We start from the raw sequence: 17,452 nt of genomic DNA on the forward strand, positions 1-17,452 counted from the left end.
ATTTGCACTATAAATCAAACTATTTAATGAAATGAATTATAACATTAGAAAGGCAAGTCTTGAGGATCTTGATCAAGCAGCAGCGTTATTCAATCTTTATCGGATTTTCTACAGACAGGAATCGGATTTGGAAAAAGCCAAAGAATTTTTGAGGGAGCGATTTTTGTACGGAGAGTCAGAAATCTTTTTGGCAATTCAGGGCGAACAAGCTGTTGGTTTTGTTCAGCTTTATAAATTGTTTCATTATACTAAATTGCAGCGACAGTGGTTGTTGAGTGATCTATTTGTGCATCCTGATCACCGGAGTAAAGGTCTTTCGGTTCGGCTTATAGATCGTAGTAAAGTCTGGTGTGAAGAGACTGGAGCTTGTGGTCTGATGCTTGAGACCGAGAAAACAAATGTTATCGGTAATAGTGTTTATCCGAGGTGTGGATTTGAATACGACGGCATGCATAACTATTATCATTGGTGGCGATAACCTTAACTGGATCGTCAGGGCACTTCTGCGCCTGGCGATCCAGTTGGCAACTGAGATTAATTAGACGGCAAATTGTGTCAAATGATGATCCAGGTGTTTATAAAACATGTTGTTCCACTCCCAGCTTTTCAGCTTGCCGAAAGAATGGGACTCCTTCCCATCAAAATAATTTTCGCCCAATTCCAGCGTTTTTCTAATGTAATCGATTAACCTACGTTGCTCGATCTCGAAATCACGTCTGGATGTTACCAGAAACTCTGTAGCAGTAGGGTTATTTCTCTTATAAGGTTTTTCATTGACCACCAGATTCTTTACAAACCATTTTAGTAGTAGTTTCTTTAATCCAGTAGGCTTAGTATGCTTGTCTTCATAGATTAATTCATAGGTCACGTTGCAGTGGGCTAACATTTGATCGACAGTCATTTTACCCCATTGGGCACTGCTGTCTGGATTAAGATTTTGAATCCGTGCTATCACTTCATCACTCACTGTTTTGTCAAAAATATTTTTCATAATTTAAATGCTAATTGGTTTTCAGGTTGCTGGAACTTTGGTTGGGGATGATAACGTACGAAATAATAATCTATATTAATTGAAGTATAATATCACATTTAAAGGCTCATCTTTTACAGTTACTTTCTTTTCGGTGGGCCCATTTTTATTGCTGTACCTCAAGGTATAAGACTGATTTTTTTTCACGATAAATGTTAAATAATCATTCGCATCCTGCAGTTTAGTTGCGGTCGAACCACCGCCAATTTGATCATTTCCTTGAAAGATATCTACATTGCATTTTGTTCTGCCTTCCGGTTGACATTGATCGTTACTGAGATACATGGTTACGTTTAGACGGGTGTAAGATTTGTCGTTCAATTGTTGGCTATATTGCTGATTGAATAGATCAATATAGCGCTGGGAAACATTATCTGCATATACTTCTGTTTCGCTCCATGCTGGGAATGAGGTAGCTGCCGGTTTGTAGGAAGCCGCATAAATGGAATGTTCCTTGCTATTCGGATCGGCTTTTCCTGCGTCGGCCAAAAACCAGCTGTAATTTAGGTCTTTGTCCGGATAATATTCAGTAAAATACCATTTACCATTAATCCATACCTCGACCCAACTGTGGTTACCACGATTGTCATGCCAGTTTGGTGTACCTGCAATCCGGGCCGGTATACCTACTGATCGCAATGCATCGATCAGTAAAATGGATAATCCGGTACAAGATGCCATCCCTTGGCTTATCGATTCAGATGGATTTTGATCAGCTTTTTTTCGTTGGGTATTGTAATCGACTTTTACTTCATCTCTGATATTCTTATTTATGGCTACAACGGCATCTTTTATCGTTTTGCTATTTGTTACATATTTTGAGAAACGATCGTAGAAATCACCACGCCAGTCGTCTAGATCTTCAGAAAATACACGATAGGGCAATACCTCATTTAGAAAAATAGAATCTGGAATTTCCTTTGCCCAGGAAAATGTTGATTTTGCCTGGTAAGCCTTTTCAATATTATGGATAAGATGATCACTCTTAATCGTCGTTAAGTCATTTTTAGGCATATAAGCTATGAGAAAAGCCGCGCCTTCACGCATTTCTTTGGGCAGTTTCTCTAGTACTTTCTCCAATTCATTACGATTCATGCCGGCAGCTTTTAGTGCGTTTTTGACCGGTTTTTGATACTGACTTGGTAAAGAGGAAAGCTTGAAATCTTGTGCAGATGCTTTGAAAAAAATGGCTGTAGATAAACAGCAGAAAACTAAAGAAAATACCTTTTTGAACATAATAATATACGCTTGCTTGTTCTTTATCTATTTAAATTAATACGATTTGTATATTTCAAACATAGATAAATTGATTTTTATATGCAAAAATACGTTTTATAGTCTGGCTCGTAACTTAGAAGCCCAATTTGCATAATTTCTTCTTTGACAGCCTGTGAGCCTCTGTTCTAGCCCGATAGCTGCCTGCATTGGGACAGAGCCGTATCACAGTCCCTGTGAATCCGAGATGAATCCGACATTCTCTTGGAGTGACAGCCCTTTATTAAGGTGGACTCAACGTGGACCCAACGCGAACGAAGTACGACGATGTACTTTTGGATTGCGCTGCACTTCTAAAAAGTCAAAAGGTGTTAATCCCGCACAATTTCATTTGCAAATGAATACAAATTTATTTTAGTTTGAAGATCTTTACGTCGAAGTAAAGATCATAACCCAAAAAATAATTTGAATGACAATTCCGATGAAGCCGTTTCATTTTCTATATTATAGTGTATGCTGTCTGATCCTTTTATCTGGTATGCTGTATTCCTGGCAATCGCAAAATCCGGATCGGGTGATACTTGAAAAATTGGATAGGACCTTTAATGCATCCAAATTTTATGGCCCCAAAATAAAAAGGAGCGAAGAGTTGCTGCATGCGGACGTTAAAAGTATGGATAAGAAAGAGTTGAAAGAAGTCTTTGAAACCGCCATATTTAAAAAGGATACGCTTGCTATTTTTAATTCAGAAGGGAGTCTGCCAACATTATTTTATATCGAATCTACCGCAGCTTGGGGAACACGGAAATTAAAGCCAGTTAAAGATTTCGGTTATCGTTATACAACTGTTTCTTATAATGAAGAAAAAGATACCGTAGCGATATTAAACGGAATTTCTTTTCCAGCCTTGACTGTGGCGGAGGATAAAAATGGTGAATTTGCTTATCTATATGCACTGAAGACTTCAAAAAATAAAGATGATTTTCAAAATATCTACAACTATCTACAGAAGACGTTTACAAAATTGAAGCTTCAAGATGATGCGGGAAGTGGTATAAAAGGTTGGGAAAATAAAGACTTTTACTATTTTTTGCATAAAAAAAATAGAAGGGAAGAACAGATTTTTTCGTTTGGAGAAGATGAAGACGACAAGCCGACGACTACAGACATCACCGATATCCGTTTGGAAATTTATTCTAAAATTTACATCCAAAATATGCAAAAAGAGCAGGTTTACTTACCGGATTATATTCCCATTATCAAATGACAGATGTAGATAATTGGTAACCGTCAAACTTGTTACAAACCTGCATAAGCGAATTTGTTTATATTTACTTCCTTGTAAAAAAATCAATCAAATCGTTTTATTTTTATGTCAGATACTCAAATACCGACTTCCGCCTATGCAGATACCAAACCACACTATGCTGTACTTGATGGGTTACGTGGGGTCGCAGCTATTACCGTGGTTTGCTTTCATATTTTTGAAGCCTTTGCAACAAGCCATTTAGATCAGCGAATTAATCATGGTTATTTGGCGGTCGACTTTTTCTTTATGCTTTCAGGGTTTGTCGTGGGCTATGCTTATGATGATCGCTGGAAGACGATGACAACAAAAGAATTTATAAAACGAAGAATAATACGTTTACATCCGATGGTTGTTATGGGAGCGATCATTGGAGCAGTTATGTTCTATTTTCAGGGTTGTTCTGTTTGGGATGTGACAAAAGTGACATTTTCTTCGCTGGCAATCGCAACCCTATTGAATGCTTTGTTAATTCCTGCGATTCCTGGACATGAGGTGAGAGGGCTTGGGGAGATGTTTCCATTAAATGGACCAAGCTGGTCGTTGTTTTTTGAATACATCGGTAATATCCTGTATGCATTGGTCATTCGAAGATTTTCGACCAAAGCATTAGCCGGACTCGTTATTTTATTCGGAATAGGTTTGGCTGCATTTGCGATATTGGGACCCTTGGGAGATATATGTGCTGGTTTTTCACTCACAGGAACAGAATTTACGGCAGGTTCACTTCGTCTTTTATTTTCTTTTACAGCGGGCCTGTTTCTATCGAGGATATTTAAATCTTTACAGATCAAGGGGGCATTTTGGATTTGTAGTTTGATCTTAGTACCTCTTTTGGCTATGCCGCGCATTGGCGGGGCTGAGCATTTATGGATGAATGGTCTGTACGACACGTTATGTTGTGTTGTTGTTTTCCCTTTGCTTGTTGTTTTAGGAGCATCTGGCAAGGGAGAAAGCGGTATTACAAGTTGGCTTTGCAAGTTTTTAGGCGATATATCCTATCCTTTGTATATGGTACATTATCCCTTTATTTATCTATACTATGCTTGGGTCAAGAATGAAAATCTGAGTTTTGAAGAATCTCTGCCAGGAGCAGCAGCTGTTGTGATCGGAAGTATTGTGCTTGCATACGGCTGTTTGAAGTTATACGATATACCCGTACGGCGATATCTGTCAAAACGATTTCTAAGATCAAAAGGGAAATAGCCACCGGCAAACTAATCCTATATTCATTATAAAATAAAAAAACACCAATTTATGGTGTTTTTTTATGCATATTACGTAGGACAGTGACCTGTACATAAAGAAAATATCTTGTCATGTTAAATAACGCTTGAATGTCAGTCTTTTTCAAAAAAAACGTTGTTATATTTCGACGAATAAAATACCAAATAAAAGCCTAAAGGACTTCGGTACACCGTTGGATCTGACGCAAGAATATGATGAGTGGGAGAGTCCATACACAGCTTTAAGCGTGCGGATTCATAAGGACTTACTGTTTCGATCTTGCCCTTGTAAACTTTGGATATTTTACCTGCGCTTACGACGTTGAAATAAATCGAATCGTTATCCTTTATGATAAAATTATGGCTATCATATTGCCAGTCAGTTTGTTTTCCTGGGAATAGGTCACGTTTTATATGATAAGTCCCATAATAATCTTCTTTTTTTAAGATTTTTGGGCTAGCTATCCATTGAAAAAGTTGAGACAAAGAAAAAAGTAGAATTGCGCCACCGATGAGAGATAAAATTGCGTAACCAAAGAAGCGTCTTTCTGTGAAAATTCCGCATAACATTAAAATTACCAGCAGTGGTAGAAAAATAAAAACAATGAAAAAATTGGCCCCAAATCCCATTTTATAAATTGTTGTGGCTTCGAAGAAAACCAAATGGATTTTCTTTTACTCCTCTTATAGAAACCTACTTTCTAAATTGAAAGTTTTAACTAAAGTAGCCCCATAGCTACCAAATCCAACACAGTATACCTTCTATTGTCCAATTTATTCTTGACACATGCTTCAAGAATTTTTTTGACACCATTTGAATAGGAATCATGTCCGAGGACCTTGGTCTCAATTTTAATTTCATCATTTTTATCTTTGATCACAATCTGATGGTAGGCATGTTTCTCTAAGTAGGCAACGGGAATATTTATTTTATAAGCTTGTGTTTTCGCATCGCGAATAGAGACAACACGTTCATGAGCGACCTGTAAAGAGTTGGCGATATGATAAGCTGTACCTGGTTCAGTATTCTTGGAGGCCTGATGAGACTCCATAATAGATATTTCATAGTCTTTGAAATTATGACCAAATTGTTGAAGCATATGGAGCGTTTTTAGCAAAAGTATGGAGGTATTCGGGCAAATGATAAGTGGAAAAGCAGTCTCGAGCTTTTCGGTCTCTAGGCCCGTCGAAAGTTCAATTAATACCGAGCCCGTACGTGCGCAAAAATCAAGACAATCTTGTAACTCCCGGCCCGATCCGGCATGTATAACAATAGATGGAGACGTCGTTGTAATGGATGGTTGCCAAGGTGAAATTTCTACACAGGGAATGGAATAATCGGCTTCCAATATTGCGTTTGCCAGTTTTCCTGATCCTACTACAAAGGCTTTTTTTGTATTCATATTGCTTGTTTTATCACACCATCCGCTATCCTTTTAACTGTGAATCGATAAAAAGATACCGGATGAATTTGTAAAGAAGTAAAGGTTGTGCTTGAGTGAGGTAAGTTACAAAAATAGACTGTAAAATTTAGTCTTTGCTATTACGGAATTATTCTTTTTTCACGCATTTCGTCAAAGAGTTGATAAAACATTTGTTCAGTATCGATAAATTCATGGAAGCCGAGTCGTCTCGCCTTTGTGCCGTCGGCAAAAAAATCATAATCCCAAGAAAAGACAAAGTCGCCAAAAGTCCAAGCTGAAACCTGCGCATAGTTATAGCTTAATGCATGCTTTTCTTTTAATTTTTGCCATACAGGTTCCTTATCTGCCATCATCGTTTCGAGTGATAGCGGGATCGGGTCAGCACTTTGCATATCAAAATAGGCTGCTAATTTGGGCCATAGTTCCTTCCAGCGGAAGAGATCGCCATTGTTAATGTTGAAGGCTTGATTGGCCGCTTGTGGATTGGTCGAGGCCCATACCGTTGCTTTGGCTAATAGTGTTGAATCGGTCATTTCCATCAATGTCTGAAAAGCGCCAATTTTTCCTGGAAACCGAAGCGGAATACCGAGTTCTTTTGAGATAGATGCATATACAGCAATGAGCAACGCTAGATTCATCGGATTATTGGGAGCCGTTCCACCAACAACGGACGGACGGATCGCCGACCAAGTCCATTTCTTACCTTTTTGCAGTTGTTCGAGGTATTGCTGTTGACTGGTATTGAATTCAGGCGGCATATGTCCGGCATCTGATTCTTTGGCCGGTGTCTTGAAAGGGCCCAAATGAGCACCGTATACTTTATACCCCTGCATTAAGCTGATGTGTTGAAGATTACTTGCTATTGGTTCCACCACAGTCAAAACATTGCTTAGCATTCTCATATTGGGCTCTACCAGCTCAGCCCAGGTCGGTCTATCCTGATATGCAACATAGTAAATATGAGTCCCTGCATCCAAGTTGCCTAGTTTTTTGATACAATCGGCTATATCTAATAAATCTACAGCGATAAAACGCACCTTATTCCGATCGGCATTTGTTCGTCTTGATAAACCTATAATTTCCCATTCTTCCGTCTTTTCAAGGTAGTCTATGAGATTGTTGCCTATGACGCCATTGGCACCCACAACTAAAGCTGTGTTTTTTCTAGTCTTCATCTTTGTCTATTATTTATAAAGCCAAAGTTAGTTGGAAGCCTAGTGGGGTTTAATGTAAAAATCCAACATAATTATGTATATTTCTGAAATGAAACGTTATCGTCAGTTTGAACCGGTGCTTATTTCAGGATTTAAGATGCTCGAATGGAACCATCCTGAACACAATCACAATCATTACGAGTTTATTTTTATTCGGGAGGGTTCAGGACGACATATCGTTAATGGACATTCATTTCCCTACGGGGCAGGAACGATCTTTCTACTTGGGCCAGATGATCAGCATTATTTTGAAATCGAACAACTCACACATTTTGTTTATCTTAAATTTACCGACGCCTACCTTGGTCGTGACACTTCGGGTGCTACGCCCGCAATACAACAGCTGGAATATATCATAAAAAGTAGAGAAACCCATCAGATGGGGTTTCAATTAGCGGGGGAAGATAAGATGGTGATAGAACAGATCTTTGATATACTCCTTTTATTTAAGAAAGATCAAATCGGAAATCAGGAACTTATTTGGTTGCAATTATTCAGCATTGCACATGTTCTGCAGCGAAATATGCCTGAATTGCGTAGTAGTAGTACCAAAAGTCGCGATCTGCAGGCTATGTTTTGCTATATTCATAAAAATATTTACGATCCCAACTGTCTGCGGATACAAATGATGGCGGAGCACTTTAACATTGCTAACGATTATCTCGGTATTTATTTTAAACGTCAGGCGGGAATTACCTTACGGGACTATATTCAAAACTACCGCAGTACATTGATACGTCAAAGAATAGCAACAGGAAGAGTTACCTTAAAGGAAATTGCTGTTGAATTTGGGCTGACCGATGTAAGTCACCTGACGAAGATTATACATAAAACGTAGCCCATTTCCATCGAAAAGCATTGAAATCAAATTTAATCTATAATATTTATCCCGTAGAAGATAAAAATGCAATAAAAATATGGAGAAACGGTATGAACCTTTTACTACCTAACCCTACAGAAATGAATAAAATTGAACCTGTGGAGCGAATTCTATTGCTGGATTAGGAAAATGGCGCCAATAACGCCTAGCGAAAAAATTTGGCTGGGGGAGTTGATTTTTCGACATTTTTTGTAGATTTGTCGAGTAATGACAGGTCAACAGGAAAATATTAAAGAGGAAATTATCTTATCATCCATGAAAGTGTTTGAAACATATGGATTTGCAAGGGTTTCTATGCAGGATATTTCAAAAGCTTGTGGAAAGGGGCGGAGCACCTTATATTACTATTTTACCAGTAAAATGGATGTCTTTGATGCAATTGCTGAGTATCTATGTCAGCAAGTGTTTGAGGTCGCGAGTAAAACTTATAACAGGGACGCTTCACTGGAAGATAATTTAGTCGGTTTTTTACAAGCAAAACTACGTCAGATTAATTTAATTACGAAACGTTTTCATCTCGCATTCGAAGATATGAAATCCGATCCAGCCTTGATGGTTTCGAAAACACGTTATATGCTGGACGACGAGATTAAGTTGATTCGTGAAATGATTGAATTAGCCGTTAGGAAAGAAGAAATTCAGGCCTTAGAGGAAAAGGATATCCTGTTTTTATCCGAAATGTTAGTGACAACATCACGTTGTTTTGAGCAGGAAGTTTTACTTTTTGATCGTTTTCCAGATTTTGAAGCTAGGCTTTCCTGGTTGACAAGTATATGTGTTAAGGGGTTGCGCTAACAATTAGGCAGTGTAGCGCGAAGTAATTATTTTGAACAGTAAGGATGTAGATTTATTGTTCTTTTTTTTGAAGCTTGTTTCGACAAAAATACAAAATATGTCTATTTTGATTGGTCGATTCTTTTTATACAGACAATAAACAGGATTACAACTATGGTGTTAAATGCGAAAGTAGGAAAGTCGGTAAATAGCTTTGCATCAGAAAGATGCGTTTTGGTCATGGTGGAGACAGAGGAAACAATCCGCCCTGAAATGATGGGATTGTTGGATCCAGATATTGATTGTTATTTATTAATACACAACGATGTGGAGCGCTTGGATAGCCTAGCTCTTGCGCTGGAAAATGAAAATAAAAAGGTTCGACTAGCCCGAGATTTTGAGGAACTGAAACAGATGCGTTTTTTGAACCACCCATTACAACAAATTGCCGTTAAAATTTTGAAATAATCTAAATATGTATAAAGTTGTTTATTCTTTATCTCGTAAGCTGAAGTGGAAAGCCAGCGAGATTTATCATTTTCTCTATCAAAGTTTCCCGGAGATAAAAAATATTGATTTATTGTTGGATGACCAGCAATTTTTGCTTGTCCTTCGGATTAGCACCCGATTGGAATTTTCTATTCTGAATATATGCCAGAAGCAGGGCTTGGCAATGCAATTTGTACAGGTCGAGGATACTGATTAGGTTTTCCGATTTACAAAGCTAGCCTATTAGAGATGTTCAGGCATGATACGATGAGCCGTAAAGAAATATCAATTTGAGCTTTATAGCAAAATCATTCTGAAAGTTACTTTTTACTTTTGATATCGTTCCTTCAAAACATTTTTCACATCCATTGGTTAATTTTATCGTGCGGATGGAATCTGTGTTGCATCATAGGAATTTTATGCATTTATTTAAAACAGAAAACAACAATTTTATCAAGTATGAGTACATTTTCAATTAGAGCTTTTGGAACAAGCGCACCAACGGCTGATCTAAAACAGATGGATATTGAACGCCGTGAAGTGACGGATAAAGATGTCGAGATTGATATCTTATTTTGTGGAGTTTGCCATTCGGATTTACATACAGCGCGAAATGAATGGGGCGGAACCGTTTATCCGAATGTACCCGGTCATGAAATTGTGGGTCGAATTACTAAAGTTGGATCCGCTGTAACCAAGTTTAAAGTTGGTGATTTGGCCGGCGTAGGCTGTATGGTCGATAGTTGTCGCGAATGTGAAAGTTGTAAGGAAGGATTGGAACAGTATTGTGAAAATGGAAATATCCAAACATACAACGGACACGATAAGCACCTTAATAAACAGACATTTGGTGGTTATTCTGAACGTGTTGTAGTAGATCAGGATTTTGTGCTCCACATTCCTGAAAATTTGGATCTCGCAGCGACAGCACCTTTATTATGTGCTGGAATTACCACTTATTCACCTTTGAGGCATTGGAATGTGGGACCAGGAAAAAAAGTTGGTATAGTGGGTATCGGTGGCTTGGGACACATGGGAGTCAAAATCGCGAAAGCAATGGGAGCGCAGGTCGTTGTTATTACAACGTCTGCTTCTAAAGTTGATGACGCCAAACGTTTGGGTGCTGACGAAGTGATCTTGTCAACTGATGTAGAACAAATGAAGGAACATGCAGGAACATTACATTTCATTTTGGACTGTGTTTCGGCACAACATGATATCAATGCCTATTTAAGTTTATTGAAACGAGATGGTTCTTTGACTCTCGTTGGTGCTCCGGAGCATCCACTTCCTGTGGCTCCTTTTAGTCTGATTCCAACACGTAAGAGTTTTTCAGGTTCTATGATCGGAGGGATAGCCGAAACACAGGAGATGCTTGATTTTTGTGGTAAACACAATATTATATCCGATATAGAGCTGATTAAAATGCAGGATATCAATCATGCCTATGATAGACTATTGAAAAGCGATGTTAAATACAGGTTTGTTATTGACATGGCGAGTTTGAAAAACTAGCACAAGAAAATTATTCAATGCTGAACCATCAAGGGGAATTTCGAGTACCTTTGATGGTTCAGTTTGTTTATATAGGTATTTTCACCTAATTATTGAGCTAACCTTTTACCCTTTAAAATTGTTAATATGGGGTAGTGAAGTCAACTATTGGTCGTTTTTATGGAAAAAAATAAAATTATTGTGTTTTGGTTTCGTCGGGATCTACGTCTGGATGATAATGCTGGGCTTACTCGCGCCTTAGCTTCGGGCTATCCTGTATTGCCTATATTCATATTTGACGAGGATATTCTAATGCAATTGGAGGATAGGAGGGATCGACGTCTTCATTACATCCATCAGGCTTTAATCCGTATCAATACCATACTCGGAGAAAGTGGAGCAACTTTGAATACGTTCTATGGTAAACCTATCGCTATCTACAGGGAGTTGATTGAAAAATTCGATGTGCAGGGAATCTATTGTAATCGGGATTATGAACCGAAAGCAATTCGTCGGGACAAAGAGATTTTCGAGCTTTGTACAGCTATGGGAATTCCTTTCAAAGCTGTGAAAGATCAGGTTATTTTCGATAAAGGAGATATTTTAAAGAATGATGGAACACCCTATACGGTTTATACGCCGTATGCAAAAAAATGGCGGGAGAAATTACGTCCTGAGGACCATCTTTCCAATACCTACACAACGGGATTTTTCTTTCAGCAGAACCATCAGCAGATTATTTCTTTGGCGAATTTAGGATTTTTGGAGACTGACCTTATTTTTGAAGAACCAGAGCTGAATGCGACGATTATTGACCATTATGATACCACCCGCGATTATCCGGCATTAATGGGCACAACCAAATTGGGGATCGCACTTCGTTTTGGAACAATCAGTGTTCGTCAATGTGTTACTTTTGCTTTAAAACACAATGCGACCTGGTTGTCTGAATTGATCTGGCGTGAATTTTTTATGCAGATACTCTATCACTATCCACATGTTGTTACGGAGTCCTTTAGAAAGCAATACGATGCCATACAATGGCGAAACGACGAAGTTGAATTCCAGCAATGGTGCAACGGAGAGACCGGATATCCTATGGTCGATGCGGGTATGCGCCAATTGAATAGTTCGGGTTATATGCACAATCGCGTACGAATGGTCGTAGCCAGTTTTCTTTGTAAGCATCTTTTGATTGACTGGAGATGGGGGGAGGCCTACTTTGCACAAAAACTAAATGATTATGAGCTGTCAGCCAACAATGGTAACTGGCAATGGGCCGCAGGCAGTGGTTGTGACGCAGCCCCGTATTTTAGGGTTTTTAATCCGACGCTCCAGGCTGAGAAGTTCGATAAAAATCAGGAATATATAAAACAATGGGTTCCTGAATTAAACACTTTAGACTATTGTAAGCCTATTGTTGACCATCAGTTTGCCCGTGATCGTGCGATAAAGACCTACGCAAAGGCGTTGAAATAATGGTATTGAATGTCTGCTCCTTACGAGCGGTTTTAAGGACCAACAAGTAGGAGCGGACATTCAATGTATCTAATTTTATTGATCTAAAAACTCGGCAACAAATGCGTCAAATGCCTGTGGATTTTCGGCTTGAACCCAGTGACCGGCATTGGGAATTGTTTTAAACACGGCATTAGGAAATTGTTCCCTGATCTTAATTTTATCTTCAGGTAATATATATCTTGATTTCTCTCCAGGTAGAAATAATGTGGGACCGTTGAATATTCCCGATTTTACCCCGACAGTGATGAACTCCGTATATTTATTTTTTAAAACATCCAGATTAAAGCGCCAATCTAATTTCCGATCTTCTCTGATATATACATTTTTCAATAAAAATTGGATAACTCCCGGATCACTCAAATAGTGTTCAATCTTTACTTGTACATCTTTCCTGTTATCCAGTGTTGTGATATCCACAGCAGATAGCGCATCGAAGATATCCTCGTGATGTGGCGGATAAGCTTTTGGGGCTATATCAGCGATGATCAGTTTTTCAATTTTTCCGGGATGATCAATAGCAAATTGCATCGCTACTTTTCCGCCCAAAGAATGGCCCAATAGGAGGACTTTATCTGCTCCAATGGATGTTATATAGGCCAGCAGATCTTCTACCATAACTTCCACCGACATATCTTCACTATGGAAACTTCGTCCGTGATTACGAAGATCGAGTAAATGTACCTGTCTTTTCTCTCCGAAACTACGACCAAAGGATCCCCAGTTGTCTGCCATACCAAAAAGCCCATGCAGAACAATTAATGGAGTGCCACCGTTATCTGCGCCATATATTTTGCTGTGTTGTAATTCTTTCAATGCCATGCTATCTATTATTGCAATTATCACCTCTCTGTGATCTGTATATGCAGCGAAGTTAGCTTTTGTTGGTGATTTTTTGATCGAAATTATGTAAAACATTTACATCACTTCCTAGTTGATCCCATCTTGTCGCTCTTATCAAAATGGTAGTATTTGGTGATTTATTGGTAGTTCATCGCCGCCATGTCCACCTTAATTTTGTGTAAACTTAATTCATAAAATAGATGAGCAATAGCGCGTTAATAGTCATTGATATTCAAAATGAGTATTTTGAAGATGGCGGAATGGAACTTGTCGATCCGTTGAAAGCAGGTAAGAATGCAAGAAGAGTGATCGACCAATTTAGGCGAAGAAAATTGCCAGTGGTTCATATCCAACATATTTCTTCAGATCCCAAAGCAATGCCATTCTTTATTGATGGTACAAGAGCTGCCGAAATTCATGAAAGCGTAAGTCCAATGCCAAATGAGCTTGTCATACGTAAACATTTTCCCAACAGCTTTAGAGAGACAGAATTATTGGATTACCTTCGCAAAAATAAGATCGAGGAACTTGTTGTCGTAGGCATGATGACCCATATGTGTATTGATGCCACGGTACGTGCTGCTGTCGATTTGGGCTTTCCATGTACGGTAATTGATGATGCCTGTGCGACGCGCGATCTTGAGATCAATGGCTTAGTAGTTGGTACACTGGAGGTTCAGCATGCCTTTCTCGCTGCATTGGCATTCTTTTATGCGGAGGTTCAGGACACCGAGACGTACTTGGAACGCCATTGATTTCAATGAAAGTTGGGCCATGTGGTTGCCGATCTGCACGGCTCGATTTTCATAACGTCAATTTGTATATGTAATTCAACATCTATTTTTTGAATTCCTGAATAAATGCACCAATGGTTTTTCCAGTTTGAGTTTTGAAAAACCGCATTAAATGATTGGGTTCTGAAAAGTTAAGGTCAAAAGCAATTTGATTAACGGAATGGTCAGAATGGATAAGAAGGTCCTGAATCTCGAATAGTAAACGCTGCCGAAGTAGGTGTGTCGCTGTGGTATTAAACTGTGCTTTAACGGCCTGATTTAACGTAATCCTACTTATTCCCATGAGTGTCGCATATTCGTTTACCCGTTGTTTTTCCCGAATGAACTGTTCCATAAGTTCTTTAAATTGATAGGCGAAGTTATTTTCCGCTTTTTGGTTTGGCAGCTTATTCAAGCGGGCATATTTTCGGTTTAAAGTCTGCAATAGGTAATAAAGTAAAGAACGGATAATATGGGCACTATCTGCTTGGGTTTCGATAAGTTCAAGTTTAATTTCGGCAAGAAGACCACAGAATTTTGACATATGTGTGTCATCTGCTATAATTTGGGGAACATAACTAAGCTGGTAGAAATATAATAGTTTATATGTGAATAGTTTATCTGAAAAGAAATCATTCAAAAAGTCTTCCTGAAAAATCAATGTTGTAAATTCAAGGTGTTCTGGATCCAGTTCCCAGGTATGTTTTTGAAAAGCCGAAATAAAGATGATTGAATTGTCGGACAAGGAGAGGATCTCTTGCCCCAATATTAATCTACCTTTGGCTTTTTTGAAAAATAGAATTTCAAAAAAATCTTTATGGTAAGTATCTTGATGTGTATAATCCGTTTCTTTTTCATTGAGCACATTCAACAAAAACTCAACACCGCATTCACCCTTATGGAATTTTATTGTTCTCAATCTAGATTACTTTAATGAACCAAAAATACTAAACTTTATACGTTACACCAGCCTAAATACAAATATTATCGTACCGTTTTAGTCTCATGTTCATTGCCGCAACTAAGCAGGGAATAAGGATTGGAGGCGAAGTGTTTGAATGGTAAAAAGGTTTTCTGTTATTGGGTATTTTTCAAAACAGTAATCAAAACAGTAATCAGAACAGTTCATGGAGAATAGATGAGTTGGGGGGGATGTTATGAGAGAAGCTGAATTTTGAAAATGGAAATAAAATTTTTGGTAAAAGTGATTTTCATCACTTTTTTGTTGGGAAGAATACGCTACATTTACTGCCGTAGCCATTTATCCAGTAAGATTAGTCTTTGGTATCGACAAAAATTATTTAGCCATAAAAATATATTATTTGGGGGTTTTCTCGTTATGAGAGGCCCCTTAATTTTTATAACAACCTCTAGTTCTGAGATGAAGGGACTATGTACGCCACCGCAAGCTTGAAGTCTTGTTTTAAAGAAAATAGGTCTTTTCGACAGCTTTCAATAACTTGTTCGAAAAGACCTATAGGTGTCTTCTTATTCCTGCTTAGTAAATTGCATTCTGTGCCGTTAATATAACAGGAGCGCCATCGGTAATGAGAATTGTATGTTCATGTTGCGCCATGAATCCACCTTTGTCCCCAACCATTGTCCAGCCGTCGTTGAGTTCGGTCGCGTATGTGGAGGTCGTTGAAATAAAGGTTTCAATAGCAACAACGGTATTTTTTCGAAATCTTCGTTGGTCGAAGCGATTTTTATAGTTAAGCAATTCATCGGGTTCCTCATGCAGACTTTTTCCTACACCATGTCCGCCAAGGTTCTTGATGACTTTATAGCCTCTTTTTTTCGCTTCAGTTTCTATTAGATGCCCAATATCGGCTATTTTCACACCACCACGAATATTATTGATTGCTTTTTGAAGAATTTCTTTTGATGCTTTTACCAATTTTTCGTGTTGAAATATGTCCTTTCCTATAACAAAAGAACAACCATTATCAGCCCAATACCCATCCAGTTCGGCAGATACATCGATATTGATCAAATCACCTTCTTGTAGTAGCCTTTCCGCGGTAGGTATTCCGTGGCAAAACTCGTTGTTTATACTGATACAGGTGTAGCCCGGGAAACCATAGGTAAGAGCAGGAGCAGAATTTGCACCCATGCTTTTTAATATTTCGGCTCCATATTCGTCAAGCTCTTTCGTGGACATACCCACTTGAGCATGTGCTATCATAGCTTTTAAGGTGATGGCAACGGCATCGCTCGCTTTTTGTATGCCTGTTAGTTCTGTTTCATTCGTTATAGACATCGCTGATGTTTTTATTGTGGAGCAGGTGAGCTCTGTTTTTTATTTTGTTATTTATAACTACCGGGAACAATGATTAAAGGTCATTTTGTTTTAATCGGATATAAACCAGTACAAAGGTCTTAATAAATTTGAATAAAATAGGCATTTGCTTGCGATTACAAGTAAATATACTGTGTTTGGGCATTAAAAGTCTAGTAACAAATGCCGAAAAGCATTGTGTTTTTGTCCTAGTTTTTATTGTTTTAGTCCTTTGTTTTGATGTTTAGACATTTATTTTTTTATGTATCTTTACATAACTTTATGATGTTGCTATTGATCATTTAAATTAGAATAAAATGGCTTTATTAGATACCCTAGCATGGCGTTATGCCACAAAAAAATACGACCCTACAAGAAAGGTCGCTCAGGAAGATGTGGATAAGATTTTGGAGGCAGCACGTATGGCTCCGAGCTCGTCTGGACTTCAACAGTTCCGTGTGATTGTGATTACGAATCAGGAATTAAAAGAAAAAATTGTACCTGTGGCTTGGGGGCAACAAATTGTTGCTGATAGCTCACATTTATTGGTCTTCGCTGGATGGGATAGCTATACGGACGAACGTATTGATAATACCTTCGACAAGATGAATGCGTTGAGAGGTTTACCTTTAGACACCACTGACGAGTATAAAAATAGATTGAAAGCACAGTTATCGAGCCTATCCGGTGAGCAACAAGCAGCCCATGCGGCTAAACAAGCCTATATTGCTTTTGGTCTGGCAATTGCTCAGGCTGCAGAATTAGGCGTTGATGCAACTCCAATGGAGGGTTTTTCAAATGCCGAATTGGATGAACTTCTTGGTTTAGATAAACTGGGATTGAAGAGTGCAGTTATGCTTCCTTTAGGCTATCGGATGGAAGAACAAGATTGGTTGCTGAAGCTGAAAAAATTTAGACTTCCGAAAGAGGAATTTTTGATTGAACTCGCATAAATTGCAGAACAGTATTAAAAAAAGCGTTTCAACAC

The 17,452-nt window shown here is 38.4% G+C and carries 18 protein-coding genes; 11 read left to right on the forward strand and 7 right to left on the reverse strand.

Annotation, left to right across the window (positions count from 1 at the left end):
- Nucleotides 1–31 precede the first annotated feature (31 nt).
- Nucleotides 32–478, forward strand: a complete 447-nt coding sequence (locus L1283_RS14605; RefSeq protein ID WP_145327084.1) for a GNAT family N-acetyltransferase — start codon at nt 32–34, stop codon at nt 476–478.
- 60 nt (nt 479–538) lie between these two features.
- On the opposite strand, the gene L1283_RS14610 is transcribed toward L1283_RS14605, so the two are convergent.
- Together L1283_RS14610 and L1283_RS14615 are read right to left on the reverse strand one after the other, a co-directional pair.
- Nucleotides 539–991 (reverse strand): DUF1569 domain-containing protein, encoded by a 453-nt coding sequence (locus tag L1283_RS14610; RefSeq protein ID WP_088162060.1) that lies wholly within the window; start codon nt 989–991, stop codon nt 539–541.
- Nucleotides 992–1,066: 75 nt separating this feature from the next.
- Nucleotides 1,067–2,125 (reverse strand): transglutaminase-like domain-containing protein, encoded by a 1,059-nt coding sequence (locus L1283_RS14615; RefSeq protein WP_157698512.1) that lies wholly within the window; start codon nt 2,123–2,125, stop codon nt 1,067–1,069.
- 589 nt (nt 2,126–2,714) lie between these two features.
- Here L1283_RS14615 and L1283_RS14620 point away from each other — a divergent pair.
- Nucleotides 2,715–3,512, forward strand: a complete 798-nt coding sequence (locus L1283_RS14620; protein ID WP_429626283.1) for a hypothetical protein — start codon at nt 2,715–2,717, stop codon at nt 3,510–3,512.
- A 105-nt stretch (nt 3,513–3,617) separates the two neighbouring features.
- A complete protein-coding gene (locus L1283_RS14625; protein ID WP_088162057.1) occupies nt 3,618–4,757 on the forward strand; it encodes an acyltransferase family protein in 1,140 nt (379 codons plus the stop codon).
- Nucleotides 4,758–5,496: 739 nt separating this feature from the next.
- On the opposite strand, the gene L1283_RS14630 is transcribed toward L1283_RS14625, so the two are convergent.
- Both L1283_RS14630 and L1283_RS14635 read right to left on the reverse strand, forming a co-directional pair.
- The gene (locus tag L1283_RS14630) at nt 5,497–6,180 is read right to left on the reverse strand and encodes a dihydrodipicolinate reductase C-terminal domain-containing protein (protein WP_429626284.1); all 684 of its coding nucleotides are present in this window, start codon (nt 6,178–6,180) and stop codon (nt 5,497–5,499) included.
- A gap of 140 nt (nt 6,181–6,320) precedes the next feature.
- Nucleotides 6,321–7,376 carry an SDR family oxidoreductase gene (locus L1283_RS14635; protein WP_145327088.1) on the reverse strand — a complete coding sequence of 352 codons (1,056 nt, stop codon included), beginning with the start codon at nt 7,374–7,376 and terminating at the stop codon, nt 6,321–6,323.
- 73 nt (nt 7,377–7,449) lie between these two features.
- Between L1283_RS14635 and L1283_RS14640 the strand changes: the two genes are divergently transcribed.
- The 6 genes from L1283_RS14640 to L1283_RS14665 all read left to right on the forward strand — a co-directional run bounded on the left by L1283_RS14640 (nt 7,450) and on the right by L1283_RS14665 (nt 12,531).
- Nucleotides 7,450–8,253, forward strand: a complete 804-nt coding sequence (locus L1283_RS14640) for an AraC family ligand binding domain-containing protein (protein ID WP_145327089.1) — start codon at nt 7,450–7,452, stop codon at nt 8,251–8,253.
- 249 nt (nt 8,254–8,502) lie between these two features.
- Nucleotides 8,503–9,090 (forward strand): TetR/AcrR family transcriptional regulator, encoded by a 588-nt coding sequence (locus L1283_RS14645; RefSeq protein ID WP_070565398.1) that lies wholly within the window; start codon nt 8,503–8,505, stop codon nt 9,088–9,090.
- 153 nt (nt 9,091–9,243) lie between these two features.
- A complete protein-coding gene (locus L1283_RS14650; protein ID WP_088162052.1) occupies nt 9,244–9,537 on the forward strand; it encodes a hypothetical protein in 294 nt (97 codons plus the stop codon).
- A gap of 7 nt (nt 9,538–9,544) precedes the next feature.
- The gene (locus tag L1283_RS14655; protein ID WP_046674596.1) at nt 9,545–9,775 is read left to right on the forward strand and encodes a hypothetical protein; all 231 of its coding nucleotides are present in this window, start codon (nt 9,545–9,547) and stop codon (nt 9,773–9,775) included.
- Nucleotides 9,776–10,017: 242 nt separating this feature from the next.
- A complete protein-coding gene (locus L1283_RS14660) occupies nt 10,018–11,073 on the forward strand; it encodes an NAD(P)-dependent alcohol dehydrogenase (RefSeq protein ID WP_088162051.1) in 1,056 nt (351 codons plus the stop codon).
- Between the two features lie 159 nt (nt 11,074–11,232).
- Complete coding sequence (locus tag L1283_RS14665) at nt 11,233–12,531, forward strand: cryptochrome/photolyase family protein (RefSeq protein ID WP_145327090.1); 1,299 nt, start codon at nt 11,233–11,235, stop codon at nt 12,529–12,531.
- A 75-nt stretch (nt 12,532–12,606) separates the two neighbouring features.
- On the opposite strand, the gene L1283_RS14670 is transcribed toward L1283_RS14665, so the two are convergent.
- Nucleotides 12,607–13,392 carry an alpha/beta fold hydrolase gene (locus L1283_RS14670; protein WP_088162049.1) on the reverse strand — a complete coding sequence of 262 codons (786 nt, stop codon included), beginning with the start codon at nt 13,390–13,392 and terminating at the stop codon, nt 12,607–12,609.
- 221 nt (nt 13,393–13,613) lie between these two features.
- On the opposite strand from L1283_RS14670, the gene L1283_RS14675 reads away from it, so the two are divergent.
- Entirely contained in the window at nt 13,614–14,168 is a 555-nt protein-coding gene (locus L1283_RS14675) for a cysteine hydrolase family protein (protein ID WP_145327092.1), read from the forward strand.
- An 82-nt stretch (nt 14,169–14,250) separates the two neighbouring features.
- On the opposite strand, the gene L1283_RS14680 is transcribed toward L1283_RS14675, so the two are convergent.
- Both L1283_RS14680 and map read right to left on the reverse strand, forming a co-directional pair.
- The gene (locus L1283_RS14680; RefSeq protein WP_198385930.1) at nt 14,251–15,105 is read right to left on the reverse strand and encodes a helix-turn-helix domain-containing protein; all 855 of its coding nucleotides are present in this window, start codon (nt 15,103–15,105) and stop codon (nt 14,251–14,253) included.
- A gap of 579 nt (nt 15,106–15,684) precedes the next feature.
- Nucleotides 15,685–16,446 carry a type I methionyl aminopeptidase gene (gene map, locus L1283_RS14685; RefSeq protein WP_088162047.1) on the reverse strand — a complete coding sequence of 254 codons (762 nt, stop codon included), beginning with the start codon at nt 16,444–16,446 and terminating at the stop codon, nt 15,685–15,687.
- Nucleotides 16,447–16,781: 335 nt separating this feature from the next.
- Between map and L1283_RS14690 the strand changes: the two genes are divergently transcribed.
- On the forward strand, nt 16,782–17,417 hold the full coding sequence (locus L1283_RS14690) for a nitroreductase family protein (protein WP_145327093.1): 636 nt from the start codon (nt 16,782–16,784) through the stop codon (nt 17,415–17,417).
- Nucleotides 17,418–17,452 lie beyond the last annotated feature (35 nt).

The organism is Sphingobacterium sp. HSC-15S19 (genome assembly GCF_050433745.1).
Classification (GTDB): Bacteria; Bacteroidota; Bacteroidia; order Sphingobacteriales; family Sphingobacteriaceae; genus Sphingobacterium; species Sphingobacterium siyangense.

Excerpts from the sequence above, each read along its gene's own strand:
- L1283_RS14605 (WP_145327084.1), top strand. The coding sequence starts at position 32 with ATGAATTATAACATTAGAAAGGCAAGTCTTGAGGATCTTGATCAAGCA.
- L1283_RS14610 (WP_088162060.1), bottom strand. The coding sequence starts at position 991 with ATGAAAAATATTTTTGACAAAACAGTGAGTGATGAAGTGATAGCACGG.
- L1283_RS14615 (WP_157698512.1), bottom strand. The coding sequence starts at position 2,125 with ATGAATCGTAATGAATTGGAGAAAGTACTAGAGAAACTGCCCAAAGAA.
- L1283_RS14620 (WP_429626283.1), top strand. The coding sequence starts at position 2,715 with ATGACAATTCCGATGAAGCCGTTTCATTTTCTATATTATAGTGTATGC.
- L1283_RS14625 (WP_088162057.1), top strand. The coding sequence starts at position 3,618 with ATGTCAGATACTCAAATACCGACTTCCGCCTATGCAGATACCAAACCA.
- L1283_RS14630 (WP_429626284.1), bottom strand. The coding sequence starts at position 6,180 with ATGAATACAAAAAAAGCCTTTGTAGTAGGATCAGGAAAACTGGCAAAC.
- L1283_RS14635 (WP_145327088.1), bottom strand. The coding sequence starts at position 7,376 with ATGAAGACTAGAAAAAACACAGCTTTAGTTGTGGGTGCCAATGGCGTC.
- L1283_RS14640 (WP_145327089.1), top strand. The coding sequence starts at position 7,450 with ATGTATATTTCTGAAATGAAACGTTATCGTCAGTTTGAACCGGTGCTT.
- L1283_RS14645 (WP_070565398.1), top strand. The coding sequence starts at position 8,503 with ATGACAGGTCAACAGGAAAATATTAAAGAGGAAATTATCTTATCATCC.
- L1283_RS14650 (WP_088162052.1), top strand. The coding sequence starts at position 9,244 with ATGGTGTTAAATGCGAAAGTAGGAAAGTCGGTAAATAGCTTTGCATCA.
- L1283_RS14655 (WP_046674596.1), top strand. The coding sequence starts at position 9,545 with ATGTATAAAGTTGTTTATTCTTTATCTCGTAAGCTGAAGTGGAAAGCC.
- L1283_RS14660 (WP_088162051.1), top strand. The coding sequence starts at position 10,018 with ATGAGTACATTTTCAATTAGAGCTTTTGGAACAAGCGCACCAACGGCT.
- L1283_RS14665 (WP_145327090.1), top strand. The coding sequence starts at position 11,233 with ATGGAAAAAAATAAAATTATTGTGTTTTGGTTTCGTCGGGATCTACGT.
- L1283_RS14670 (WP_088162049.1), bottom strand. The coding sequence starts at position 13,392 with ATGGCATTGAAAGAATTACAACACAGCAAAATATATGGCGCAGATAAC.
- L1283_RS14675 (WP_145327092.1), top strand. The coding sequence starts at position 13,614 with ATGAGCAATAGCGCGTTAATAGTCATTGATATTCAAAATGAGTATTTT.
- map (WP_088162047.1), bottom strand. The coding sequence starts at position 16,446 with ATGTCTATAACGAATGAAACAGAACTAACAGGCATACAAAAAGCGAGC.
- L1283_RS14690 (WP_145327093.1), top strand. The coding sequence starts at position 16,782 with ATGGCTTTATTAGATACCCTAGCATGGCGTTATGCCACAAAAAAATAC.